General features: G+C 36.7%; 25 protein-coding genes and 1 tRNA gene. 14 read left to right on the top strand and 12 right to left on the bottom strand.

What is annotated here, in order from left to right:
- Positions 1-71 precede the first annotated feature (71 nt).
- The 8 genes from WC614_07930 to WC614_07895 all read left to right on the top strand — a co-directional run bounded on the left by WC614_07930 (position 72) and on the right by WC614_07895 (position 9,075).
- Complete coding sequence (locus WC614_07930; protein ID MFA5032932.1) at positions 72-1,433, top strand: TldD/PmbA family protein; 1,362 nt, start codon at positions 72-74, stop codon at positions 1,431-1,433.
- Complete coding sequence (locus tag WC614_07925; protein MFA5032931.1) at positions 1,433-2,815, top strand: TldD/PmbA family protein; 1,383 nt, start codon at positions 1,433-1,435, stop codon at positions 2,813-2,815. The genes WC614_07930 and WC614_07925 overlap by 1 nt, the downstream gene beginning before the upstream one ends.
- A 49-nt stretch (positions 2,816-2,864) precedes the next feature.
- On the top strand, positions 2,865-4,481 hold the full coding sequence (locus WC614_07920; GenBank protein MFA5032930.1) for a hypothetical protein: 1,617 nt from the start codon (positions 2,865-2,867) through the stop codon (positions 4,479-4,481).
- A 97-nt stretch (positions 4,482-4,578) separates the two neighbouring features.
- Positions 4,579-5,646: a DUF362 domain-containing protein gene (locus tag WC614_07915; GenBank protein MFA5032929.1), complete on the top strand. Its 1,068-nt coding sequence runs from the start codon at positions 4,579-4,581 to the stop codon at positions 5,644-5,646.
- Between the two features lie 9 nt (positions 5,647-5,655).
- Positions 5,656-6,375, top strand: coding sequence for a 5'/3'-nucleotidase SurE (gene surE / locus WC614_07910; GenBank protein ID MFA5032928.1), 720 nt, complete (start codon positions 5,656-5,658; stop codon positions 6,373-6,375).
- A complete protein-coding gene (locus WC614_07905; GenBank protein MFA5032927.1) occupies positions 6,341-7,009 on the top strand; it encodes a protein-L-isoaspartate(D-aspartate) O-methyltransferase in 669 nt (222 codons plus the stop codon). The genes surE and WC614_07905 overlap by 35 nt, the downstream gene beginning before the upstream one ends.
- A gap of 110 nt (positions 7,010-7,119) precedes the next feature.
- Positions 7,120-7,198: transfer RNA gene (locus tag WC614_07900), tRNA-Pro, on the top strand.
- Between the two features lie 38 nt (positions 7,199-7,236).
- Positions 7,237-9,075 (top strand): hypothetical protein, encoded by a 1,839-nt coding sequence (locus tag WC614_07895; protein MFA5032926.1) that lies wholly within the window; start codon positions 7,237-7,239, stop codon positions 9,073-9,075.
- Positions 9,076-9,133: 58 nt separating this feature from the next.
- Here the strand turns inward: WC614_07895 and mnhG are convergent, their stop codons facing one another.
- From mnhG to WC614_07835, 12 genes are all read right to left on the bottom strand, one after another.
- Entirely contained in the window at positions 9,134-9,466 is a 333-nt protein-coding gene (gene mnhG, locus WC614_07890; protein MFA5032925.1) for a monovalent cation/H(+) antiporter subunit G, read from the bottom strand.
- Positions 9,467-9,511: 45 nt separating this feature from the next.
- Positions 9,512-10,171, bottom strand: coding sequence for a hypothetical protein (locus WC614_07885; GenBank protein ID MFA5032924.1), 660 nt, complete (start codon positions 10,169-10,171; stop codon positions 9,512-9,514).
- Positions 10,172-10,178: 7 nt separating this feature from the next.
- Positions 10,179-10,478, bottom strand: a complete 300-nt coding sequence (locus WC614_07880) for a DUF4190 domain-containing protein (protein MFA5032923.1) — start codon at positions 10,476-10,478, stop codon at positions 10,179-10,181.
- Entirely contained in the window at positions 10,479-10,661 is a 183-nt protein-coding gene (locus WC614_07875) for a DUF5668 domain-containing protein (GenBank protein MFA5032922.1), read from the bottom strand. It abuts the gene before it with no gap.
- 10 nt (positions 10,662-10,671) lie between these two features.
- A complete protein-coding gene (locus WC614_07870) occupies positions 10,672-10,938 on the bottom strand; it encodes a cation:proton antiporter (protein ID MFA5032921.1) in 267 nt (88 codons plus the stop codon).
- Position 10,939: 1 nt separating this feature from the next.
- On the bottom strand, positions 10,940-11,419 hold the full coding sequence (locus WC614_07865; protein MFA5032920.1) for a Na+/H+ antiporter subunit E: 480 nt from the start codon (positions 11,417-11,419) through the stop codon (positions 10,940-10,942).
- A gap of 1 nt (position 11,420) precedes the next feature.
- Positions 11,421-12,905 (bottom strand): proton-conducting transporter membrane subunit, encoded by a 1,485-nt coding sequence (locus tag WC614_07860; GenBank protein ID MFA5032919.1) that lies wholly within the window; start codon positions 12,903-12,905, stop codon positions 11,421-11,423.
- A 13-nt stretch (positions 12,906-12,918) separates the two neighbouring features.
- On the bottom strand, positions 12,919-13,257 hold the full coding sequence (locus WC614_07855) for a cation:proton antiporter subunit C (protein ID MFA5032918.1): 339 nt from the start codon (positions 13,255-13,257) through the stop codon (positions 12,919-12,921).
- Positions 13,258-13,569: 312 nt separating this feature from the next.
- Positions 13,570-16,311 carry a kelch repeat-containing protein gene (locus WC614_07850; GenBank protein MFA5032917.1) on the bottom strand — a complete coding sequence of 914 codons (2,742 nt, stop codon included), beginning with the start codon at positions 16,309-16,311 and terminating at the stop codon, positions 13,570-13,572.
- Positions 16,312-16,526: 215 nt separating this feature from the next.
- Entirely contained in the window at positions 16,527-17,726 is a 1,200-nt protein-coding gene (gene hutI, locus WC614_07845) for an imidazolonepropionase (protein MFA5032916.1), read from the bottom strand.
- 15 nt (positions 17,727-17,741) lie between these two features.
- Positions 17,742-18,548 carry a hypothetical protein gene (locus WC614_07840; GenBank protein ID MFA5032915.1) on the bottom strand — a complete coding sequence of 269 codons (807 nt, stop codon included), beginning with the start codon at positions 18,546-18,548 and terminating at the stop codon, positions 17,742-17,744.
- Between the two features lie 5 nt (positions 18,549-18,553).
- Positions 18,554-19,696, bottom strand: a complete 1,143-nt coding sequence (locus tag WC614_07835; protein MFA5032914.1) for an FAD-dependent oxidoreductase — start codon at positions 19,694-19,696, stop codon at positions 18,554-18,556.
- A 638-nt stretch (positions 19,697-20,334) separates the two neighbouring features.
- Between WC614_07835 and WC614_07830 the strand changes: the two genes are divergently transcribed.
- The 6 genes from WC614_07830 (at position 20,335) to WC614_07805 (ending at position 24,320) form a co-directional block, all read left to right on the top strand.
- Positions 20,335-20,487, top strand: a complete 153-nt coding sequence (locus tag WC614_07830; GenBank protein ID MFA5032913.1) for a hypothetical protein — start codon at positions 20,335-20,337, stop codon at positions 20,485-20,487.
- 57 nt (positions 20,488-20,544) lie between these two features.
- Positions 20,545-20,991 (top strand): PPC domain-containing DNA-binding protein, encoded by a 447-nt coding sequence (locus WC614_07825; protein ID MFA5032912.1) that lies wholly within the window; start codon positions 20,545-20,547, stop codon positions 20,989-20,991.
- 70 nt (positions 20,992-21,061) lie between these two features.
- Positions 21,062-21,562, top strand: coding sequence for a 3-isopropylmalate dehydratase small subunit (locus WC614_07820; GenBank protein ID MFA5032911.1), 501 nt, complete (start codon positions 21,062-21,064; stop codon positions 21,560-21,562).
- A 9-nt stretch (positions 21,563-21,571) separates the two neighbouring features.
- Positions 21,572-21,760: a hypothetical protein gene (locus WC614_07815; GenBank protein ID MFA5032910.1), complete on the top strand. Its 189-nt coding sequence runs from the start codon at positions 21,572-21,574 to the stop codon at positions 21,758-21,760.
- Between the two features lie 80 nt (positions 21,761-21,840).
- Complete coding sequence (locus WC614_07810) at positions 21,841-23,034, top strand: isocitrate/isopropylmalate family dehydrogenase (protein ID MFA5032909.1); 1,194 nt, start codon at positions 21,841-21,843, stop codon at positions 23,032-23,034.
- A 65-nt stretch (positions 23,035-23,099) separates the two neighbouring features.
- The gene (locus WC614_07805; GenBank protein ID MFA5032908.1) at positions 23,100-24,320 is read left to right on the top strand and encodes a M28 family metallopeptidase; all 1,221 of its coding nucleotides are present in this window, start codon (positions 23,100-23,102) and stop codon (positions 24,318-24,320) included.
- Positions 24,321-24,334 lie beyond the last annotated feature (14 nt).

Raw genomic sequence — 24,334 nt, 5'->3', positions numbered from 1 at the left:
CGAATTCATTAATATCTTGACATTTGTAAGGATAAAAATAAGTTATAGTGATAGGTTTTATAGGAGGTAAAATGAATGCAGTTTTAAAAAAGGCGCTTAGTAATGCAGACGTGGATTATGCTGAAATACATTTGGAAGAACGCGAAGTTACAGAGGTATTTTATCGTGGTAAAGAACTTGAGTCTATTGGTACCCGCAAAGAATATGGCGGGAATGTTCGTGCGTATCATAAAGGCGGATGGGGGTTTGTGTCGTTTAACCAGCTTGCCAATCTTGACGATTATGTTAAATCGGCCTGTAATCATGCGAAGTTAACATCATCCGGAGAGAGTAAATTAAATTTCACTCCTAAAGTTAAAGATAGTATCTCTTTGAAACTAAAAAATGATCCTCGCAATGTTCCATTGGAAGAAAAAGAAATTTTAGCAAGAAATTATAATTCTATCATTATGTCGTCTCCACTAATTCAGTCTACAAGCGTTGTTTATCGTGATACTTATTCAAACCGAACTTTTGTTAATACTCTTGGCTCCGATATTAAAGAAGAACAACTTTATTGCGGAATATTGCTTGGAGCTCTTGCGAAAGACGGAACAAACGTGCAGAGCGCTTCTCACTCCGTCAGCAAAACAACGGGTTACGATACAGTTGTTGGTCTTGAAAAAGAAGCAGAAAGAATAACTAAAGAAGCTTGCGATTTGTTAAAAGCAGAAAAAGTAAATGCCGGGGTTTATACCGTAGTTGCGGATCCACACCTTGCCGGTGTATTCTGTCACGAAGCTTTCGGGCATTTGTCCGAAGCAGATCACGCTTATGGAAATCCCCAGTTAATGGAAGTTATGAAACTTGGAAAAAGATTCGGAAGGGACGAATTATCCATAATAGATGACGGTAGTTTCCCGGGGCAACAAGGTTCTTATAAATATGATGACGAAGGAACGCCTTCCCAAAAAACTTATTTAATAAAAGATGGTATATTATCAGGAAGACTTCATTCCGTTGAAACGGCAGGAAAATTAAACGAACCCGTTACGGGAAATGCCCGCGCAATTACATATAGATTTAAACCGATTGTAAGAATGTCCTGCACCTGCATAGAACCACGAGACAAAACTTTTGAAGAAATGATAAGCGAAATAGATAACGGAATTTATGCAAAAGAATCGTTAGGCGGAATGACCCAACTCGAGATGTTTACTTTCTCCGCGGCAAAAGCTTATTTGATTAAAAATGGAAAAATAGGTCCAATGGTAAGAGACGTCATGCTTTCGGGAAATATATTTAAAACATTACAGGATATAGATGCAATTGGAAACGATATGAAAGTGTTTGGTTCTCTTGGCGGATGCGGGAAAGATGGTCAGGGGCCTTTACCGGTCTCTATGGGAAGCCCGCATATAAGAATTAAAAATGTTGTCATAGGAGGTAAATAATGAAAAAATCAAAAATCAAAAATCAAAAATCTAAAACCTCCGTATCAACGGGAGAAAGTATATCCCGAGGAAGTTGGACGATAGAAAAGTTGTTGGAAAAAGCTGCAAAAGTTACTGATGCGGCAGAAATCTTCTCCACGGAAATGAAAACCGAACAGGTGGATTTCAAGTTTGATAAGTTACATTTGATGGATGAAAAAAATATCCAGGGATTGGGATTGCGAATAATAAAAGATGGTAAAATCGGATTTGCTTCCTGCACGAATCCCTTAGATTATGAAAAAACTCTTGATAATGCCATAGCGAGTTCTAAGTTCGGGCAACAAGCAAAACTTGCTTTCCCAAATAAGAAAAGTCCGAAAAAAGTTAAAACCGTTAGCGAAGAAGTAATAAAATTTAACATATCTTCGGGTGTGGATATGGTAAAAGAGGGTATAGAACTGATAAAACAACGTAATAGCGAAATTAAATGCGATGCGGGTTTATCAAAAGTTGTTTCTACAGTAAGAATTCTAAATTCTTCCGGGCTTGATGACAGTTATTCTCAAACGGGTTTTTCTTACGGTATATCAGGACTTATTATTATAGATAATAGTTTTTTAGATGTGTGGGAAACGGAAAGTAGCTGTAAGTTGAAGGCATCGACGAAAAAGTTTGCGGATAATATAATCAAAAGGGTTGAACTTGCTCGTAAAGTGGCAACTATGCCTACAAAAAAAATGAATGTTATATTTATGCCGAGGGCAATTCCTACTTTGATATCCTCTATAATGATAGGCGTAAACGGGAAACAGATTCAGAAAAAAACTTCTCCCATCACAAGTAAATTAGGAGAGAAAATACTTGACGAAAAGCTCTCGATAACTGATGACGGCACCCTGGATTTTTGTACCAGCAGCGCACCTTTTGATGATGAAGGAATGCCTATTACGGCTAAACATATAATAGAAAAAGGCGTATTGAAAACCTTTTTGTTTGATTTGCAAACAGCCGGAATTTTGAATGTTACTCCTACGGGTAACGCTAGCCGTGGATATAATAGTTTGCCTTCACCTTCCCAAACGAATATCGTTATAGCTCCCGGAACATGGGCTTTACAAGATATGATAAAAGATATGAAGGAAGGATTGATTCTGTATGATACAATTGGTGGCGGACAGAGTAATATGTTAGCCGGAGATTTTTCTTTTAATGTTGGATTTGGATACAAAGTTGAAAATGGAGAAATCGTGGGAAGGGTTAAGGATACAATGCTTTCCGGTAACGTATACGAAGCTTTTAATAATATCATAGGTCTGGAGAATTCTACAGAGGAAGTTTATGGCAGTATGCATATACCGGCTTTCTATTTTAAGGGAATGAGCGTAACAAGTAAAAATTAAAATTTGTAACATATTAGTTTTTATAAAGTAAAACAAAATAGGGGGAGAGATGTTGTGTTTAATGTTTTTATTGATGGCAAGCGGAGATACTACCGATATTTTTGGGCTTAGCAGTAAGTTATGGATGAATACTCCATCGCTAAGTTCCGTAAGTCTGGGATACAGCAATCCTATGCTTTCCAGTGGTTTAACAGGCGCGTTATGTAACCCTGCAGGGCTTTGGGATATTAAGGGAACTGAAGTTTCAGGAGTTTTTGCTATCGGAACTTCATCTAAACTTGAATGGGCGCCGGTAATACCGGCAGGAGGGGGGGAAGGGGATGAGGATACTGTTCAAAAATATATCAGAATTCCTTCTCTTGAGGTATCTTTTGCTTCACCAATGGGAATAAACTTAATAGGTGTCGGTATGAAAAAAGGACGTGTTGCATTTGGGCTTGGATTTATGGATGGATTCGGAATGGGATTAAACGTTCAGGGGACACGTGGTAAAATGACGTATCCGTATAGCGATACTATTATGGATACTTTAACGCACGAAAATGTATCTGAAATTCCTGACAGTATAGAAATCCCTGTGACATGGAATCTAAATAGTTCTTTTACTGCGACCCTTGCTGCAGATGCAAATTTTGGTTATTATGAACGTAATTTATTTATAGGAATGGCAACGGGATTTGGTCCCTTGAAATTAGGGTTCGGGGTGGCTTATAGACCTATTAGCGGTAAACTTATGTATAATGCCGGGTTAGGCATAAGTGCCCCATGTACGTTGACTTGTACACCACAATTTACTACCAGCGAATGGACTATAGATGTTAGCGGGAATAGTACTCTGAATCAGGATTTATTTAGTGGAAACGGAGAGGTTTCTTTAAGCGGAAAAGAATTTTCATATATTACGGGGTTGCAATTTAAGTTCTTGTTTTTTAATATAGGGGCATCGGTTTCTGTAATCCCGGCAACAGTTTTAAAAATAGATGGTAGTTCTGCTTCGATGAACGTAAATCATAGTCCTAAAATAGATTCTATTTATTATAATACGGATGATATTATTGTCAATACTACGGATAGCACCATTTCGGGAACAGTAGGCATTAGACTTTCAAAGATGCAGGATACTACTCAATCGGATAGTATAAAAGAAACTTACAGAATACCTGCGCAGACATCTATTACTTTAGGTTCTTATACTAAGCTTGGACCTATTACTCTCAGCAGTTCAATTGGAGTTGCTTTGGCGTCTTCTTCGGATGGCGTTCCAATCGGAGGAGGGTGGGGAAGTCTTGGCTTTGAATCAAGAATAGGTTTTCCTTTGAGAGTTAGCTTAAATGGAAAAGTATATGCGCTTGAAGCAACTTCTGATTCAGGAGATGCTTTCCGTTTCCCTAAAGGTGGAATATCTACAACTCTTGATGTAGGAACGACGGTTAACATTAAGAAAACGTCTGTGAGTTTTGGCTTAAGAACTAATCCTATAACCATAGCAGGATTTTTTGCCAATTTATTCCCGGCGCCAGGAAGTGGTGGGGATGATGATAATGGGGACGGTTCTGGAGACGAGGATAAAAAGGGTATGAAAGAAGCAGCGAAAGAAAAGGGATATAGTTTCCCGGGATTCTTTAACGCTATAACACCTGTAATTGGTTTCTCTCGACAGTTCTAATTAGAATATAATAAATGAGTAAAGTTTATTTTATAAGTTAGAGTTTGCGACGAAGAAGCATTACTCTAACTTATCCCGCGTTAGCGGGAAATTTTATATGAGTAAAGTTTATTTTATAGATTTTAAAGCTTCGGTTAAGTGTAATATCCTTGAGAAGCTTGTTAAATTGTTTGTTACTGCGGGATTCAATGATTTGCTTGTTCCCGGTGAACTTGTTGCCTGTAAATTGCATTTTGGAGAATACGGTAATACGAATTTCATAAACCCTGTTTTTGTAAAAAAACTTGTTGAAACAATAAAAAAAAGCAAGGCTATTCCTTTCCTTACGGATACGGGTACGCTTTATGCAGGAAGACGCATGCTTGCCCCGACACATATTGAACAGGCTTTATGGGATGGGTTTGGAGGAGCGCCGATTATTATTGCAGATGGGTTAAGAGGGGAGAGTTATGTATCCGTAAAAAGCGAAGGCGCGCACTTTAAGGATTTAAAGATTGCAAGTGGAATTTATTATGCGGATAAGATGATTGTTATATCGCATTTCAAAGGACACTTTGGTACCGGATTCGGAGGAGCTCTGAAAAATCTTGGTATGGGATGCGCCGCAAAACAAGGCAAATTAGAACAACACTCGGGAAAGCCGCCCGTTGTAAATAAAAAATGTACGGGCTGTGGATTATGTATAAAATGGTGTCCTACACAAGCAATTACCGCCATAGCGGGATGTTCCATAGAACTTGATGGAATGGCGAAAATTATACCTCAAAAATGTATTATGTGCACTTCCTGTATTTCGGTTTGTCCTTCTCGAGCTATAGATATAGACTGGGGCGAAGCAACTTCAAGACTTCAGGAAGCAATGGCAGAATATGCAAAAGGGGCGGTTTATGGTAAAAAAGGAGTAGGTTATATTAATTTCTTGATAAACATAGCTCCGTTCTGTGATTGCTGGCCTGCAACCGAGGCTTTTGTAACGCCGGATATAGGAATCCTTGCATCGTTTGACCCTGTAAGTATAGATCGCGCTTCTTATGATATGGTGGAAAAAGCGTCTAATGGGAAGTTTGGTAAATTATGGCATCAAATCAAGCCTGAAATTCAATTGGATTATGCAGAGAAAATCGGACTTGGAACACAAAAATATGAAATAGTAGAAGTGGAATAATTTTAAAAAATGAAAATACTTCTTACAAACGATGATGGATTTAATGCTAAAGGTATAAGAGGTTTATACGAAGCAATTAAAACAACTTATACCGTAACTATTGTTGCGCCTGGCGTAGAAGCAAATGCTACTTCCCGTTCATTGACATTGAAAAGGCCGCTAAAAATAAAAAGATTTGCTTCTGACATAATAGCCGTTTATGGGACACCCACGGATTGCGTTATTTTAGGGGTTCACGAGTTACTTGATTTTAAACCTGACATTGTGATTTCAGGTATAAATAGTTGCGCAAATCTTGGTGAAGATGCGGGATATTCCGGAACGGTTGGCGCTGCAATTGAAGGAGCAATGTCCGGGATACCATCAATCGCACTATCCTTTTTCAATGAAGATGATAAAGGAAGTGTGGATTTTGATGCGGCAGTGGATTTTGTTCATAAAGCTGTAAAATCCTTAGAAAAAGGACAATGGAATAATCCATGTATGGTTCTGAATGTTAATATACCGTATCTACCAAAAGGTATAAGAATAACAAGATTGGGCAGAAGGAATTACGAAGATATTGTATCCAAACATAGAAATTGTTATCTAATCGGGGGAACAAGAAAAGATTTTATTGAAAATGAAACCGATATAGAGGCTTGCAAGGAAGGTTATATCTCAGTAACCCCATTGCTTTTGGATTTGACTAATTATGACGCAATCAATTTACTCAAAAACGTATTTTAGTGATATGCGCAGTAAGATGTTGGAAGAACAAATTGTTGCGAGAGGCGTGGCAGATGAAAAAGTTCTTTGCGCTGTGAATAAAGTAGAAAGACATAAGTTTGTCCCGGAATCATTGCGAGAAGATGCATACAAGGATTATCCCTTGCCTATAGAAAAGGGACAAACAATATCCCAACCCTATATGGTAGCAATTATGACGGAAGAGCTTATGCTTGAATCTTCCGATCGTGTGCTTGAAATCGGAACGGGTTCCGCTTATCAAACGGCAATACTAGCAGAGATTGCAAAAGAAGTTTATTCTGTTGAGAGAGTACAATCGCTTGCTAATGATGCGGTGGTAAGGTTGAAAGAAATGGGATACAATAATATATTAGTAAAAACGGGAGACGGAAGCAGAGGTTGGAAAGAATATTCACCTTTTGATAAGATACTTGTAACCGCAGGAACAAATCATATCCCTGATTCTTTATTTGAGCAATTAAAAGAAGGTGGGAAAATTGTAATCCCGGTTGGAGATAAATATACACAGGAATTGACCGTAGTAACAAAAGTAAATGGTAAAATGCAGGAGAGAAAATTATTTGAGTGCGTATTCGTTCCGTTGATTGAAGACGAAGAGTGGTTAAAAAAATAAACTTGCAAAAACAGATTTTTGCCTTAATAATATTGTTGATTTTTTAAGAAGCCCTTTCCGCCTTGTGCGGATTAGGGATTCTTATCCAGCTATGCTGGAGATTTGAAATACGGGGAGTAGCGCAGCCCGGTTCAGCGCGCATGGTTCGGGACCATGAGGTCGGTGGTTCAAATCCACTCTCCCCGACCACTTTTAGGAAAAAAGATTAAATAAAAAAAGGGGGAAAGATGAAACGTTCCTTTTGTAGCGTCTTGATAATAGTATTGTTGCTACCTATCAGTTTATTTGGTCTAAATAAAACAAATTCTAAAGTGAAAATAGTTCAGCCGACTAAAGAGAAATTAGTTCAATTGCCTGCTTCAAAATCCGGTATTCCGACGGAAATTAATTACCAGGGATGGGTTTGTACTGCAACGGATACGACAGGATTAACAGGAAAATATAATATGATATTTAGATTGTATGATACTCCAACTGGTCTTACTCCATTGTGGAGTGAAGCGCAAGACAGTGTCATAATAAATAAAGGCGTATTTAGTGTTTTGTTGGGTAGCGTAACGACTATTCCCGATACTATTTTTAATGGAACGTATCTTTATCTTGAAACACAGGTTGAAAGCGAAGTTTTATCCCCGAGAAAAAAGATAGTAAGTGTTGGATATGCTATAAAATCAAAGAATGCAGATAATTCCATAAATGCAGATACGGCTAATTATGCGCGTAATGCAAATGTAGATTATGTAGATTCTTCTGGACATAGCCTTTATACGGATTCAACGGCTAAATCGGTATATAGTTGGGATTCTGACAAATTAGATGGTAAACATAGTACAGATTTTTTATCCTCAACAGGAGACACAAAAACAGGAAATTACCTAATAAATGGAGTTTTAACAATTGATAGCACAACAGATACGGGACACATAGTAATAAGGGACTTTGGAACTGGGGGTGGTGCAGGGACAATAGCTCCGAATATTAATAGTTATCTTTTTAGGGCAGATGGGGCAATAAACCTTGGTGTAAATTCTAACTTTAATTTAGCAAGTCAATTATGGAGTAGGGACGATATTACAAAGAGAGCAAGCTTGTTGGAACTCGGCAGTGCCGGAATTTCAATGTATGTTGCAAATTCAGGAACAAATCCAATTAACTGGACAAAGGGATTTCAAATGCAAAAAGAATCTGAAACTGTCATGTATAATAGACTTTATCTCCCTACAATATTTAGGAATGCTCAAGATGACGTAAGTTCAAACAGTAGAATAACTTTAACTGCTCAAGCTACAAGCGGAACAAACACAACTTTTGGTATTGGTAAAATTGTTTATATTCCAGATACAGCAAATAAAAGAGGTTCCATTGCATTTTATAGTTATGATGGTGGGACAGATTATAATGAAGTAATGAGAATAGATAGTTCAAAAAAAGTAGGTATTTTAGATAGTATCCCTTCGAAAACATTAAGTGTAAAAGGGCAAGGAAAATTTACTGATACACTATGGGGGAAGAACATTGTTGATTCTGGCAATATATTTACTTCAGGAAATGCAACAGCAGATACATTTATAGGACATCATAAAGGATTGACAGATAGTTCAAAAAATTCTACTTATGCAGACACAGCGAAATTTGCTATGCCTATAAGAATAGATTTTCGGCCAACCGGTGCAACCTCCTTTACGGATGTCTTTAACCTTGGAGGGTTGCTTTTACAAGCCAGATGTATTTACAGTATGGGGTATGACTTAGAGGTAAATGTAAGGACAACGGTAAATAATTCCACCGTCCACTTTACATATACTTTCGGTTCTTCTTTATGGGGCGGCACTACCCAGGAAGGAGTGCAAGACGAAGATTTTGACACTGCGGATACTCTTAGCCTTTTAAATGTAGGGGCAGCAGGTTATTACGATGTACAGGGAATGCTTGTTTACAGTTCTCCTACGGGTGCGAATATTACAATAATCTTTCAGGCACATGACGAGAGAGGAGGAACATATCCACTTGGCGGAACGGTAAAATGCTTGTTTACGGGGACGGCTTTCTATTCTCCTGCACCATAAAGAAATTAAGAGAATTAAGGAAAAGTAAACTGTTAAAACTTTACTTCTGAAGGTAAAACTAATCGGACTTTGTTCTATCTTCTTTGTATTTATCAACTACGCTTTTGTCCCATAACTTTATGCCTGCAATGTGAGCGGCACGAACAAGAGCATGTGTAGATATGGGAGAAGTTAGCATCAAAATGATACAGCAGAGCAAACACTTTATGACAAATACGGATTGATGGGACATAAAACATATTCCGATGAGTATTCCGCAAGTGCCAAGTGTTACCCCTTTAGTTGCAGCCTGGAGACGATTATAAACATCGGGCAACCTTACTATACCTAGCGAGCCACAAAAATCAAAAAATAACCCGATAACAATTATTACGATTCCAATAGTTATCATATTTATATTTTCACTCCTCTCAAGCTAGAAGCCTGAGCTACACTCCTAAAAGCTTATTCCGACCATAGTATTTAAGTTCCATTGGGAATATGTCCATTCAGTCGTAATTGCCCCACTGTTACTAGTGGCTTCAGACACTAAATAATAGTCAAGAAGCATTCCCAAATTAACTGCTACCTTCGGTAAAATTCCGATTTTAATTCCTGTGCCGATAGTTAACCCAAAATTAGGAACCATATTACCGGTAATAGTTATTGTTTCACCCAATATTGTTGTTGCAACGTTATGTGTATTCAGTCCAATAAATGGACCCAGTCCAATCCACGGTAAAATAATGGGAATTCCCTTGGTATAATATTTACCAAGGCCTGAGAATTTTATTGAATTTACAGTATAAGTAGTAGTGATATCTCCCGCAATTTCCTTAAAATTTTCCGTGTAAAACCCTGCACCTATTTCAACCCCTAACGGTAATAACGGAATCCCAATATCGCAAAATAACTCTCCCCCAAATCCTTTTGGATGTTCCATTTCCGAAGTGCTACTGTAATCTTTACTTGTACTAATCCCTCCAGTTTTAATTGTACATATTTTTGCTTTAAGTCCTCCATACGTATATGCACCTTTTATCCCAAAACTTCCTCCCGCGTATGTATTTACCGTAAAACTTACAATGGCAACCAACATAACAAAATATTTTTTCATTATTTTTTTAATAATACCAACTGCCCATCCAATATTTTATACTGCTAAGTATAAGTTTGAAAATAAGCCCTACTATTGATATCCAGAAGATTACGGCTATTAAACCTACGATTCCACATACTAGTCCTGCCGTTGCCATCCCGGTACCAACAATTTTTCCCTCACTGTGTTTAATTTCATTGCGTGCTACGATACTAAATATGATGGCAAGTACTCCAAGAATAAAGCCAACAAAGGGTAAAATAATGCTTAATATTCCGCATACCATTGAAGTAATGGCTTTGCCGGAAGTCTTATGTTCTATCATTTATATTTTTCTCCTGAAACACCTTTCTAACAAGCCTACTAGTCCAAGTATAATTAATATCATAGGCCATATGATGCTCCAGCTCGGAGTTTGAATTATACCAAGATTGCGCAATAAAAATATTACTCCGATTGTTAGTATAATTAATGCTCCACTTATTCCGCCACCATTACAATTAATCATTTTTATTTTCCTATTTATCTAACTTTTTGTTTTCAAGATATTTTGCCAGAACAACAGTCCCGATGAAATTTAAAAGCGCAAGAACAAGAGAAATATCAAGCAAGAATGGACGATTTGTATAATAAGCAATTAAACTGCAATAACCAACAAGTATAATAGTAAGAAAATCTATTCCCATTATTCTATCCGCGAGCGTAGGTCCCCGGGCTATTCGGTATAAACACATAAATGCAAATATTATAAGCGGGATAGAAAAATATAAAGGTATGTCTATCATTTTATTCAAATATATGTTTTAATATTTTTTCAAAAGCAGAAGCTATTATTTTAGTTGCTTCTATTTCTTTTTCAGTGCTGACATAAATCCAGTGAATATAAAGCTCGTCCCCGAAAATGTCTACCGTCATTGTTCCGGGGGTCATTGTTATTGAGTTCGCAAGCATAACTTTTGCCATATCTGTTTTAAGATTTGTTCGTATTTTAACAATCCCGGGTTTAATTAACATTTTCGGTCTTAATACTCTTTTGGCGACATCAATATTTGCGACTATACAATAATATATCCAGATAGGTATATAATAAAGCATCCATCCTATTCTGACAGGAGAAAAGATTTTAATTCCTAAAAATTTATCCCCAAAAAATAAAGAGACAAACAAAGAAATGACCACACCCATAGTAAGTTCCTGCCAACCAAAATTCCATGTTAAAAGCACCCAAACTATAAAACAAATTATGGCAAAATATATTTTACGCATATTATTTTAATAAATGATTGGCATAAATAGTTCCCTGATGAACTACCTGTGCCGCGTCTTTTAATATAGGATGGAAATATAATAATCCACCAACAAAACAAATAATTGCTAACATAATCATTGAAAAAGCCATTGAAAAAGGAGCTTCTTTTACAAACTCTAATCCTTCTTTTAATTTACCCCAGAAAACTGAACGTTCTATTTTTAAGTAGTAAGCAAGAGTTACTACGGCTATACAAATGGCAAGTAATGCCAAACCTGTGTGATTTGATTGTGCAAGTCCTATGATTATAAGTAATTTGCTCCAGAATCCGTTAAACGGAGGCATTCCTACAATGGATAATGCGCCTGTAAGAAAACTCCCATGAGTGATCGGCATCTTTTCGGAAATTCCGCCAAGTTCATTCAGTTTGCGCGTTTTTGTAGCAAACTCGACAGAACCGGCGTCCATAAATAATAAACTCTTAAATACTCCGTGATTAACAAGGTGGAAAAGCCCACCGGTAATACCAATGAAATTGCCCGAAGCTATACCAAGAATTATATATCCTACCTGAGAGATTGAAGAATACGCTAACATCCGCTTGAAATCAATTTGCGGTAATGCCAATAATGCTCCTGCAACCATAGAAATAGCTCCAAGCGTGAGGAGAACATTTTGTATGACAAAAGTTATCCCGAGAACTGAATACAATACTCGTGTAAGAGCATATATGCCAAGCACTTTTATCAATACTCCCGACAACATTGATGATATCGGTGCGGGTGCTGATGGGTGCGCATCCGGAAGCCATGCGTGAAATGGAACAATTGCTGCTTTTACTCCAAATCCGAATATAAATAAAACAGAAACAAATCTTACCATACTATTTGCACTGCCTAAAGAATCACCGTTAATCCTGAAAGCAATGTCAGCCATATTTAATGACCCGCCCCAGGCATACAATAAAATTATGGCAAAAAGTATGAAAGTAGATGCTATTTCCCCGATGACCATATATTTAAAACTTGCTTCAAGCTCTTCGTGTTGGATTCCAAAACTTACAAGCGCATAGGAAGAAATAGATGCTATTTCAATAAAAACAAATAAGTTAAATAAGTCTCCTGTTATGATTATTCCGTTCATCCCGACTAACATTAAAAGAAATAGTATGTAATAATAAGGTTTCGAGGTATATCGATTCATATAAGAAATAGAATAAATAGCCGCAAAAAGACTTACAGTATTGACAAGTATTAACATAAGAACGGATAAACTGTCTACGACGAAAACTATACCGAAGGGTGGAATCCATCCACCGATTTTATACACCAGCGCATTATTCCCGGCAACCTGTGAAACGAATAATACGGAAAGACAGGTAAGGGCGAATATGCAAACATTTGTAAGAGTATCTGCAACGCTGTTGTGAAGTTTGTATAAGATACCAATTAGAAACGCCGTAAAAAGAGGAATTACTACGAATAAGCAAATTAAATTACTCATTTATTTTCAAAAATTAACCTTTTAATCTTTTTAATTCTGTCAGGTCTAAAGTTCCGTATCTCTTATATACACGGATTACTATCGCAAGAAGTACTGCTGTCGTAGCAAGGCCGATTACTATTGCAGTAAGAACAAGCGCTTGCGGGATAGGGTCAACAAATAAAGTTTTATCGTCCGGGGTAAGCATTATAGGCGGTAGCCCATTCCAGCGATAACCAACCATTACTATAAATAAGTTAACCCCGTATTCTATCAAACAGAAACCTATGACAATTTTTAAGAGATTCTTCTTGGTCAATACGGCATATAAACCAATTCCTATAAGAATAATACAAAAAACATAAGGTAACATAAACTATTTCTCCTTACTAAATTAAAATAATAATTATCTCTATGCTTATATTAATATAGTCTCTATGTCAACTGAATTTTTTGAAAAAATCAGGTAATGAATAAAATAAGAACTTGATTTTAAATTGGAATATAGAAGGAACAGTTAAAAACTCTCATTCTCTTTAGTTTGGATATAATACAATAGTTGTTTTAAGCGGCTCGTCTTTTGAATAATATGAATCAATGAATAGGGTTTTATAAGGATTTGCATAATAAAAGAGCCCTCTAATCTCCAGAGGGCTCTTTATATCTTATTTGTTAATTTATTAATCTATTTTAACATTACGAACTTGCCTTTTTGTTCAACGCCGTCTCCACGCACATTGTAAAAATACATCCCTGCGCTTACTTTCTTTCCGTTTGTATCTTTTCCATCCCATACCAATGTATTCATTCCCTTTCCGGTTAAAGTCTTTACAGTTCTTCCGCTTAAATCATAAATGTCTACAGTTAAATTGGATACTTTATTGTTAAGGGCAAACTTTATTTCCTTAATCCCGGGATTGGGGGATACCTTTATTCCTGACGATTTATATGTTTTCCCGTCTTCTATCCCCTGCGGACAAACTGCATACCATTTACAAGGAATTCCGTTTACTATGGACCATAACCTATAATATCCTTGTGTACTTGCAATTACCGGGTGAACTTTTGTATGCATAGTATCCCAGCTCGAACTCATTGGCATAGTTAGTATTTCTCCGCCGCCATTTCCCTGCCAGTTTCCTCCTCCTACTCTTACTAACGATATAATTGGGTGGTCGTTTGATGCAACGTGACAATGATTGCCGCCGTCTGCCTGAGATATTCCCCTGAATAATGAGCCCGTTATATTCATTGAGTCGCTTATTGCCGTTACGGATGGATAATTTGTTATTACTGATTGCCAGCTTGACGAGTATCCTAATCCTATGTCAAATCTTTCTATGGCATTCAAATAACCTGCATTTTTCCCACCTATTGAAAGTATATACGGTTTGTCTATAGGTATAAGAACGGATGCCTGATACGCTTTTGTGTTGGCGAGTGCGCCGGGTACTGTTTTCCACGCATGCAATCCTGTTGTAGGGCTGCACACTGCAGGATCCCAGATTTCACACGATGAAAAATAACTTGTTCCATTCGTTCCGCCGGATACCAATATTAATCCTGAATATAATATGCTCGTATTATGTGCGTAACGGGCTACGGTTAAAGGCGTTTCTGCCGTCCAAGTATTCGTTGTCGGGTCATATATTTCACAACTGCTTAATGCCGTTCCGCCTGCTCCCATTCCTCCCGCTACAAGTACTTTTCCCGATTGTAATAACGTTGCCGTGTTTAAACTTCTTGCAGTCGCCATTGATGCTGCCGGCACTGTTGTCCAATCTGTTCCATTCCAGATTTCACAGGTAGCTGTTGGATTTCCTGCGGATGTTTCTCCCCCTATTACCATTATATTTCCATTAAGTAATAATACTGCGCTGTGTCTTGCTCTTGTCGTTGTCATTGTTCCTGCCGATGACCATGTTCCGGCCCCGGTGTTATACACTTCGCAACTGTTTAAATAACCTGCTCCTTCTCCGCCTGTTACTAATACTCTTCCGTCTCCCAATAATGTTGCGCTGTGGTCAAACCTTGCAGCGCTCATTGCTCCGGCAGTATAAGCCCATGTTCCCGTTGCCATGCTATAAATTTCAGAAGTATTAATTGCGGCACCATTTCTACCGCCTGCAACAAGAACTTGTTGCAATGCGGGAGCAAGCAAGTTTGCCGTATGGTGACTTCTTGCGGCATTGAGAGAGCCCGTGGGGGAAACACTATTGAGACTACTATAATTATATAACTCACAAGAACTTAATGCTCCTGATCCATTTTCTCCACCTATTATAAGGACGTTTGTTGAACAATTAGTCGTATGTAATATTGGAAGCATTGATATTGCGGCGTAGCATCGCGCGGTACCAAGTGTACTACTCATTGTTTGCCAATAGCCATTTGTAGGGTCATATACCTCGGGAATACGACCTCCAACAGAGTCATCAAATGAACCGATGGTAATGACTTTACCCGATGGTAAAATTGCCGATGAATTATGTTGCCTATAATATTTCATAGTATCAGTAACGCTCCATGTTTGAGTGGCAGGATCATAGAGTTCGCAGTAGTATCCTATAGTAAACCCTTCTCCACCTATTGCCAAAACTTTACCTTCAGGTAATAATGCTAAAGTTGCCACATCTCTTTTTGGCCATGTTAATCCCCCCGTAGTATAAGTCCAGGTATTTGCTTGCCAGTCGTAAAGTTCGGATTTGTCGCTTGTCCCTGCTCCACCCAGCATTAATACTTTTGGTGCAGCATCAGGCGCAACAAGCGGAAGTAGGACGCCCGTATTTTTATATCGCGCAACGTTCATATTGGCTACTTGTGTCCATGTTTGTGTACTGTGGTTATAGCGGTCGCATCTTAATCCTGAACCCGACATACCTTGTCCACTTAACAGCACATCCCCCGATGGCAGTAATGTTTGTGTAGCGTTTTTGTGGTTTATCCCACAAGCCGGCAATGCAGTTTTAGCTTCAGTAGCATAATTATAAAGCATAGTTTGAGGAGGGTTATAAAATCCAAGCACATCTCCATTATAAAGTAAAGTATAGCAATGAGTATTCGTCCAACCATAATCCGTTATTGTATCCCAGTCATTAGTTCTTGGTCTGTAATGCCACCAACCTCCGGTAGTAGTGTATAATACCCTTCCATCATAAAGCAAAATTCCCATATCGTGTCCGCCGGGGCTGGATTTAGGTAATGCTTGTGGCGCAGACCACGTCCCGGTAGCAGGGTTAAAAATTTCATAATTGTCATCTGCCGGAGTATACCCTCCTAATACTATTATCCTGCCGTCTGTGAGTAATGCAATGTTATGAGCTTTTCGTATGTTTACCATACTTCCTGTCTCACTCCATTCGTGATGTGCGTATAATGTGCTATTAAACAACAAAACAACAACTAACAATTTAATGTATTTATACATTCTCCCCCCTTACTTTATTTTTTGTCTCAAAATTAGTTAATAATACCTTATCACCTAATTGACCAATAACAATAATAAATAATTATGTATTATATGTATTGAATTCTATTTTTTGTCAATCACTTTTTTTTCATAATATTACAATAATGTATACGTAATAAAAAAGCCCTCCGAAAATCTCCAAAGGGCTTTGGTTTGTTTGTATTCGTTAATCTTTAAATCTCTTTCCCTTCCCTCACAATCAGATCAACTGGATTAAAGCCTAACCAATAAGGTATTTCCTGCCACGAATCAACGTTAAGCAATAACATATCTGCCGACTTCCCGACTTCAATGCTTCCAACCTTATCTCCAATTCCCAACGCATAAGCGGAATTTATCGTGCTTGCCGTCAATGCCTGGGCAGGGGTCAGTTTTAACAATATACACGAAAGCGACATAATTATTGGCATTGCAAGCACCGGCGAACTACCCGGATTAAAGTCGCTCCCCAGTGCAATGGGGATTCCCATATCTATAAACTTTTTCGCAGGCGTCCTATGTTCAAGATATAAACAAGCTCCCGGCAATAATGTTGCAATCGTGCCATTTTTTTTCATTAATTTAAGCCCTTTATCGCTCGGATAAACTATATGGTCTGCCGAAACTGCTCCCAATTCTCCTGCAAGCTCACTTCCGCCGCAGGAAGACAATTCATCAGCGTGAATTTTTAAGCCAAAACCTGTCTTTTTCGCAGACATAAGGATCTTTTTTGATTCTTCTTTTGTGAATACTCCTTTTTCACAAAAGACATCGCAAAACTTTGCGTAATCTTTTACTTCAGGCATCATCTTTATCAATTCGTCTATATATTTATTCCTGTCTTTATCTCTTGGTATCTCGTGTGCTCCTAAAAAAGTTGAAATAATTTTAACCGGATGTTTTTGAGATAGTTTTTTAATCACTCTCAGTATTTTCATTTCTTCTTTATAATTCAGTCCATAGCCCGACTTGATTTCAATTGTTGTTGTCCCCCATTTTAATGCATAATCCAATCTTTTCATACCGGTTTCAAACAAATCTTTTTCGCTTGCATTTCTGGTCATTCCAACGGTATTAAATATTCCTCCGCCCGATGCGGCTATTTCTTTATACGATTTCCCGTTCAGTCTTTGTTCAAATTCCATAGCTCTGTTCCCGCCAAATATAAGATGAGTATGTGAATCTACGAACCCGGGGATAATGACTTTTCCTTCTGCATCTATTGTTTTTTTTGCGTTCAATGGCTTTCCGATATTTGATATTTTTCCATCTTTTACCGAGATGCTTACGTTTTTAAGAATATTTAATTCTTCTATTTTCTTACCAGCTGCGGGTTTTTTGTGTCCGCTTAAAGTTACTACTTCTCTTGCATTTACAATTGTCAAATCTTCCATTTTAACTCCTATTTTTTAGTCCGTAATTATTCCGGTAAAATATTTAACCGGAATTTTTTCAAAATAAAAATTCTTAACTTCTATTCCTTTAATATCCCATATTTCTTTTGGATTTTTGGCAGTTTCGTTTAGTGAAATATTTGAAAATTTATTTTTCCCGCATATTACATAACATGGAATTTTGTATTCCCTTGCAAGTAAGGATATTGCGAGCGTTCCGATTTTATTTATTACATACTTTGTTGAAAAACTATCCGCTCCTACCAAAACAATATCAGTATCTTTTATGAATTTGGATATTCCTGCATCCGTTATAAATTTTATTTTCAACCCTGCTTTTTTCAACATTATTGCCGTATTCTTACCTTCATTGACAGGTCTTGATTCCGGGACAAAAACAGTAAATCCAGTTCGCTTAAGATGAGTTAAAACTTCAATCACTGTGCTGCTATGACTGTAAGTTAGTACAACGTTTTTTCCTTTCATTACTTTTGTTACATTTTTAATGAGTATGTTCCAATCAATATCGGATGTAATAATCATTTTTTTAATTTTTTCATTTCTAATTTTAGTATCTTTTGAAGTTTTGACAATTTGTATGATTGTATCAACAGTATTTATAATCGGTGCCATTTCAGGTTTTGCGGACTGGAGTCTTTTAAGAAAATTTAATAATATTTCATTGGAATTTGGAGTGGAGATAAAACTTAATATAGCTTTGCGAGCAAGCTCTTCCAAGTCATTGGCACCTGAAGTATTGTCGTTTTTTATTTTTTCTAGTAGTTGATTGCTGTTGGAGAAGCTTTTTAAAACAGTTGTCATAATTTTTACTTCATTGTTTCTTTACTTTTAAACTTCCGATTAATTGAAAATTCTTCTAATGAAATTTCTGATTTCCCTTCACAAATAATTTCTGCAGTGCCTTTACCGATCGCAGGTCCAAACATAAATCCGTGTCCGCACCCCCCTGCTACAACCCAGAATCCTTTTATTCCCGTCTCTCCTACGATAGGGCTTCCATCAGGCGTTATTTCATACCAACCTGCCCAACTTCGAACAACTTTTAAATCTTTTAGTGCAGGAATTAATTTTAATATCCGATTTGAAAATTCCGGCAAGAATTCTGAAGACGAGCTTCTTTCAAAACCCTTTGCGGGGTCTTCCGGAGTATAACATCCTATAATTTGTCCCGTGTGGTTAAATTGCTGAAAATAACAACTCGGGGAATAACAAACTATCATTGGGGCAAACAATTTTTTTGTCGGCTCCGTAATTAATGCCTCGTGTCTCTCGGCTTCTATCGGTAATTCTACGCCCACAAGCTGTGCGATTTCTTTTGCCCACGGACCTGCAGTATTAATGATTGTCGGCGCCGAAAATTTATCTCCGGTATTTGTAATAACGGAATCCACAATATTGTTATTAATGTTAATTTTTACTACTTTTGTATTTGACAGAACTACTCCTCCGGTTTTTTCTATTCCATCAAGATAAAACTTTAACACCTGAAAAGGGTTTGCCTGCCCATCCTTATTGCAGTACGCTCCTCCGATAAAATCAAACTCGTTCAACATCGGCACGATTTTTAATGCTTCTTCTTTTTCAATGTATTTAACGGGCAGTCCGCATTCCTGTTGTGTTTTTATTATACTAAGGTATTGAGTTTTCTCTTTTTCCGAGCAGGCTAAAAATAAATATCCTCCCTGATGCCAATCTATGCCGGAAACATATCCATCTCCGGTGGAAATGTCCTGCATTTGTTTAAATATTTCCACGCTTCTCATCATTATTTTTATACTCCCGGGAGTTGAAAACTGTTGTCGTATTCCACCGATACATCTACCGGTTGAACCTGCTCCGGGATAATCTTTTTCGATTAATAATGTTTTCTTTCCCCGTTTTCCGAGTTCATAAGTCACTGCGCAGCCCAATATTCCACCGCCGATTATTATGCAGTCAAAAGTTTTCATATATTTTTTCGTAGGTTAACAACTATATAATGTCTTGTCAACAGGTTTCGTTTTTATCGTAACATATGTGTATATTGTTGTTTGTGATATTGCGTTAGGTATAGAAAAAGGTTTTATTCTGTGCGTCTACCTTTGGAATTCTAATTTATTTCCTTTGGTTTAAGTATTTTTATCGATTTAGAATATTTGCTTTAAGAAAATAAATTTTTGTCTTTTGAAGAAATTTAATTTATATTCTTTTGTAAACTTTGCAATATTTTAGTTTGCCCGGGACGAATTTTTAAGAAAGGTATTTAATTGCTTTTAATGTACTTTGCAAAAGAAGAAGGGCGGTCACCTTACGGCGAACGCCCTTGAAAAGTTACATCCAACTTCAATACTATTTCTTACAACCTTTTTTTGCCTTCTTAGCTACCTTTTTCTTAGCTACCTTTTTAACTGCTTTCTTTTTTGCCGCCATTGTTTTCACCCCCTTTTATGGTTAAATAATTTTCAGACTCATACTACATTTTGTTTTTTTATATCTCTTATCACAATATATAGTATAAGTTGCATTTATATTTTTCTTTGTCAAGTATTTTTTTTATTTTTTTTTATTTTTTTGACAAAGGATATATTTGAGTTAAAAGTTTTTAACAATGAAATACAATGAAAGAATACCGAAAAACTTTGATAATGAAAGGAATGCGGATGCAATGAAAAATTCCGATAACATTAAAAAAATAATTTTACAAATATGTAGTAATGTAATAAATTTTTATAATAAACTAAAAAATGATATAGTATTTTAAATTCTATTACAAATTATTTATTAAAAAATAAAATATAATTTTGATGGAGGTGTAATTATGAAAAGCAAGCGTCTTCAGCTTTATGGCGATGTTTGTCATGTTATTCGTTTGGAAAAAAACGATGAAATAATAAACTCATTAAAACAGTTTGCCATAAAAAATAAATTTAACAGGGGTGCATTTTTTTATGGACTCGGTGTCGGGAAAGACCTTGAATTGGGATATTTCGATGCACATAAAAAAACTTATATCAAAAAATTATTTAAAGGGGAATATGAGTTTTCAAGTTTTTCAGGGAATATTTCAAAATTTGAAAAAGATACAATAATTCATTGTCATGTAACTATTACGGATAATAATTTTAATGCTTATGGAGGACATTTGTTTAGCGGTATTGTTCCTGCGACCTGTGAAATCATAGTGTTCCCTTTGCTTCCTTCCGGGTTTTCTTCCCTGCAGCGTAAAAAAGATGAAGAAACGGGTTTGAATTTACTTGATATATAAAAATTTGTATTTTAATCTTGACTTCTTTAACGCGTAGGGTTATAAACAACACATTGAAAGGAGGTAAAAAATGGTTCTAAAAGGAAGAGTATGGAAATTCGGTGATAACATATCTACGGATCTTATATGTCCGGGTAGATATTTTCATCTGCGTTCAAACTTGCCGGAACTTGCTACACATGTTCTTGAAGACGCAGATCCGACATTTCCACAGAAAGTTCAGAAAGGAGATTTTGTTGTAGGGGGCAAAAATTTTGGACTTGGCAGTTCACGTGAACATGCGCCAACGATTATTAAACTTGCCGGCGTTTCGGTTGTTCTTGCAAAATCGTTCGCAAGAATATTTTTCAGAAACTCAATAAACGTGGGACTCCCGGTAATTGAATGTGATACGGATAAATTTAATGATGGGGACGAACTTGAAATTGATCTCGGAAAAGGTATAGTTAAAGATATAACAACCGGTTACGAAGTTAAAGTTCCGGAACTCCCAAAAGGGATGTTGAATATCCTGAACGATGGCGGATTGGTAGAGCATATCAAAAAACACGGAGACTTTCAATTAACCTAAAGGAGATAAATGTCACAAGGAATAATTATTACATTGATAATATGTGGCACAATTCTTTTGCTCGGTTTGGGTGGTATGGTTATTGCTTTTTACGCTATAAGTAAAGGAATGTCCTCTTTTGGCAAAATGATGACAGGAGAGTGTTGGGGGAATAAAGAAAAACACCACAACAAAAAAGAAAATAATATTTCCGAATAAACGGGATAAGTTAGACTAAGTTCCTTGTGGAACAAAGTCTAACTAACCGAATAAAATAATACATATTTTTAGGAGGAGGGATGGATATGGAACACATAAAAAAAGCAAATGAGCATTTCAGCAAACTCATTGAATCACAATCGAAACGTGTTGAGAAAATGAAAAAGACACCGGAATGGATTGACTATTCTAAAATCAAACCCATAATAATCGGAACTCTTGGCGGAGACGGAATCGGGCCTTATATAACAGCAGAATCCCAGAGGGTACTTGAATTCATATTAAAAGACGAAATTAAAAATGGTAAAGTACAAATGAAAACAATTGAAGGGCTTACTATTGAAAACAGAGTAAAAGTTATGAAACCGATACCTGACGATGTCCTTGAAGAAATTAAAAAATGTCACGTAACATTAAAAGGGCCTACCACAACTCCTAAAAAAGGTGATCCATGGCCTAATATTGAAAGCGCTAATGTTGCGGTGAGAAAGGAACTCGATTTGTTTGCTAACGTAAGACCCGTAAGAGTTCCAAAAGAAGGTATAGATTGGATGTTCTTCCGCGAAAACACTGAAGGCGCATATGCGCTTGGAAGTCAGGGAATTGATATTGATGATGATATTGCTATTGATTTTACCGTTGCTACGACACAGGGAAGCGAAAGGATTATAAGGATGGCTTTTGAATATACAAAAAGCCATAATATCAATCGCATAACTGCCGTAACTAAAGCAAACGTAATAAAAACTACGGATGGTAAATTCCTTAAAGCTTTCTACGAAATAGCGAAAGAATACCCCGGCGTAAACGCGGATGATTGGTTCATTGATATAACTACTGCTAAATTGATTGACCCGAAACGACGCAAAGAATTTAAAGTATTCGTATTACCAAATCTTTATGGCGATATTCTTACCGATGAAGCTGCTGAATTTCAGGGTGGAGTTGGAACGGCAGGAAGCGCAAACATAGGAAAACGATACGGTATGTTTGAAGCAATTCACGGAAGCGCGCCGAGAATGGTAGAAGAAGGCAGAGCGCAATACGCAGACCCCTGCAGTATGATAAGAGCTTGCGCGTTATTGCTAGATAACATCGGATATAAAAAAGAAGCGCATAAACTTGAACTCGCAATGGATATCTGCGGACAATACGAGAAAAAAATGACTATTACAGGAAGGAATACCGGCGCTACAAGTAAAGCATTCACAGATTATATAATGGAAACTATGGCATTACCGGATCTTGAGAAAAAGTGGCAGAGCTATCAGTAATTTAAAATAGAAATATTTCGTTTTTTGTAGGGAACGGTTATAAAAAATCGTTCCCTACAACATTTATGGAGATACTTCCTTTTCTGAAAAGCATTGCTTTTGAAAGAATCGGTGGTTCCGTTGAAGAGAAAAAAGCTTCTTCCATAATAATAAAAAAATTAAATTCCTTCGGCGCGCATCCTTATATAGAAAAATTTAAAATCCTGAGTTTCAAACCGGGAACTGCACGATTAACCGCAACAAAACCTTATGCAAAAACATATAAAGCGTATCCCGTAGGATTAACAGGTTCAGCAAAGATAAAGGGAAATCTTAAATACGTAGAATTAGGAGCAGAAAAAAGTTTAAACAATATAAAAAATAAAATTATTCTTATCAAAGGAAGATTTGATTACAAAAACTACAAATCTCTTGTTGAAAAAAAGGCAAAAGGGTTTATATGTATTGACCCGCCTGAAAAAAAACTCTCTTATTTTTCTATAGAAGAGAATTTTATCAAGCAATCAGGAAGACTCCCCGGCATAAATATTGATTTCAAATCGGGGTTGGAACTTCTCCGGAAACAAGCAAAGGAAGTAATTATTGAATCCTCACAAGAAGAATACGAAACGACTTCGAATAACGTAATCTCTGAAATAAAAGGTTTTCGTCTGCCCAAAGAAGTGATTGTTATTTGTGCGCATTACGATAGTGTTGCTACTTCTAAGGGTGTTATGGATAATGGAACCGGCAGTGCTACGATATTGGCTCTCAGCGAATATTTTATTAAAAATCCCGTTCATCGTACACTAAGATTTATATGGTTTGGCAGTGAAGAGCTTGGGCTCAGGGGAAGTATGGACTACACAACCAGACATAAAGATGAACTAAAAGAAATAAAAATAGTAGTAAATATTGATATGAGTGGGGATATTCTTGGAAAAAATGTTATTATCGTAACAGGAAATAATAATATTGAGAAATTCTTCAAGAAGAGTGTGATAACAAAAAACTCTGTTTTTGAAATTCGTCAAAGCATACATTCAAGCGATAGTTTGCCGTTTGCAAAAAATGGAATTCCGACAGTAGGTTTATCCAGATATGGGGGAGGGACATTCTATATTCATACATCCGAAGATAACATAGAGTTTGTAAATGAAGAATCTCTCCAAATAATTAAGAATGCTTCTCAAGACTTTATAAAATTTATAGCTAATGCAAAGAAATTCCCTTTTAAGAAGGAAATTCCCGGGGACCTGAAGAAAAAAATAAAAGAGTATTATTTAAATAGAAGGGGAATGAAATAATTTTATCAAACAAA

This window comes from bacterium (assembly GCA_041649255.1).
In the GTDB taxonomy this organism is placed as follows: Bacteria; Hydrothermota; UBA3073; order JACQXS01; family JAQTXJ01; genus JAQTXJ01.
This window is presented reverse-complemented; position numbering and strand designations above follow the sequence as displayed.

What these genes read in the sequence shown, in the direction of transcription:
- WC614_07865 (MFA5032920.1), bottom strand. Translation starts at nt 11,419, where the DNA reads ATGCGTAAAATATATTTTGCCATAATTTGTTTTATAGTTTGGGTGCTT.
- WC614_07805 (MFA5032908.1), top strand. Translation starts at nt 23,100, where the DNA reads ATGGAGATACTTCCTTTTCTGAAAAGCATTGCTTTTGAAAGAATCGGT.
- surE (MFA5032928.1), top strand. Translation starts at nt 5,656, where the DNA reads ATGAAAATACTTCTTACAAACGATGATGGATTTAATGCTAAAGGTATA.
- WC614_07835 (MFA5032914.1), bottom strand. Translation starts at nt 19,696, where the DNA reads ATGAAAACTTTTGACTGCATAATAATCGGCGGTGGAATATTGGGCTGC.
- WC614_07810 (MFA5032909.1), top strand. Translation starts at nt 21,841, where the DNA reads ATGGATATGGAACACATAAAAAAAGCAAATGAGCATTTCAGCAAACTC.
- WC614_07875 (MFA5032922.1), bottom strand. Translation starts at nt 10,661, where the DNA reads ATGATTAATTGTAATGGTGGCGGAATAAGTGGAGCATTAATTATACTA.
- WC614_07855 (MFA5032918.1), bottom strand. Translation starts at nt 13,257, where the DNA reads ATGTTACCTTATGTTTTTTGTATTATTCTTATAGGAATTGGTTTATAT.
- WC614_07885 (MFA5032924.1), bottom strand. Translation starts at nt 10,171, where the DNA reads ATGAAAAAATATTTTGTTATGTTGGTTGCCATTGTAAGTTTTACGGTA.
- WC614_07925 (MFA5032931.1), top strand. Translation starts at nt 1,433, where the DNA reads ATGAAAAAATCAAAAATCAAAAATCAAAAATCTAAAACCTCCGTATCA.
- WC614_07895 (MFA5032926.1), top strand. Translation starts at nt 7,237, where the DNA reads ATGAAACGTTCCTTTTGTAGCGTCTTGATAATAGTATTGTTGCTACCT.
- WC614_07930 (MFA5032932.1), top strand. Translation starts at nt 72, where the DNA reads ATGAATGCAGTTTTAAAAAAGGCGCTTAGTAATGCAGACGTGGATTAT.
- WC614_07920 (MFA5032930.1), top strand. Translation starts at nt 2,865, where the DNA reads ATGTTGTGTTTAATGTTTTTATTGATGGCAAGCGGAGATACTACCGAT.
- WC614_07860 (MFA5032919.1), bottom strand. Translation starts at nt 12,905, where the DNA reads ATGAGTAATTTAATTTGCTTATTCGTAGTAATTCCTCTTTTTACGGCG.
- mnhG (MFA5032925.1), bottom strand. Translation starts at nt 9,466, where the DNA reads ATGATAACTATTGGAATCGTAATAATTGTTATCGGGTTATTTTTTGAT.
- WC614_07870 (MFA5032921.1), bottom strand. Translation starts at nt 10,938, where the DNA reads ATGATAGACATACCTTTATATTTTTCTATCCCGCTTATAATATTTGCA.
- hutI (MFA5032916.1), bottom strand. Translation starts at nt 17,726, where the DNA reads ATGGAAGATTTGACAATTGTAAATGCAAGAGAAGTAGTAACTTTAAGC.
- WC614_07820 (MFA5032911.1), top strand. Translation starts at nt 21,062, where the DNA reads ATGGTTCTAAAAGGAAGAGTATGGAAATTCGGTGATAACATATCTACG.
- WC614_07880 (MFA5032923.1), bottom strand. Translation starts at nt 10,478, where the DNA reads ATGATAGAACATAAGACTTCCGGCAAAGCCATTACTTCAATGGTATGC.
- WC614_07840 (MFA5032915.1), bottom strand. Translation starts at nt 18,548, where the DNA reads ATGACAACTGTTTTAAAAAGCTTCTCCAACAGCAATCAACTACTAGAA.
- WC614_07905 (MFA5032927.1), top strand. Translation starts at nt 6,341, where the DNA reads ATGACGCAATCAATTTACTCAAAAACGTATTTTAGTGATATGCGCAGT.
- WC614_07830 (MFA5032913.1), top strand. Translation starts at nt 20,335, where the DNA reads ATGAAATACAATGAAAGAATACCGAAAAACTTTGATAATGAAAGGAAT.
- WC614_07915 (MFA5032929.1), top strand. Translation starts at nt 4,579, where the DNA reads ATGAGTAAAGTTTATTTTATAGATTTTAAAGCTTCGGTTAAGTGTAAT.
- WC614_07815 (MFA5032910.1), top strand. Translation starts at nt 21,572, where the DNA reads ATGTCACAAGGAATAATTATTACATTGATAATATGTGGCACAATTCTT.
- WC614_07850 (MFA5032917.1), bottom strand. Translation starts at nt 16,311, where the DNA reads ATGTATAAATACATTAAATTGTTAGTTGTTGTTTTGTTGTTTAATAGC.
- WC614_07825 (MFA5032912.1), top strand. Translation starts at nt 20,545, where the DNA reads ATGAAAAGCAAGCGTCTTCAGCTTTATGGCGATGTTTGTCATGTTATT.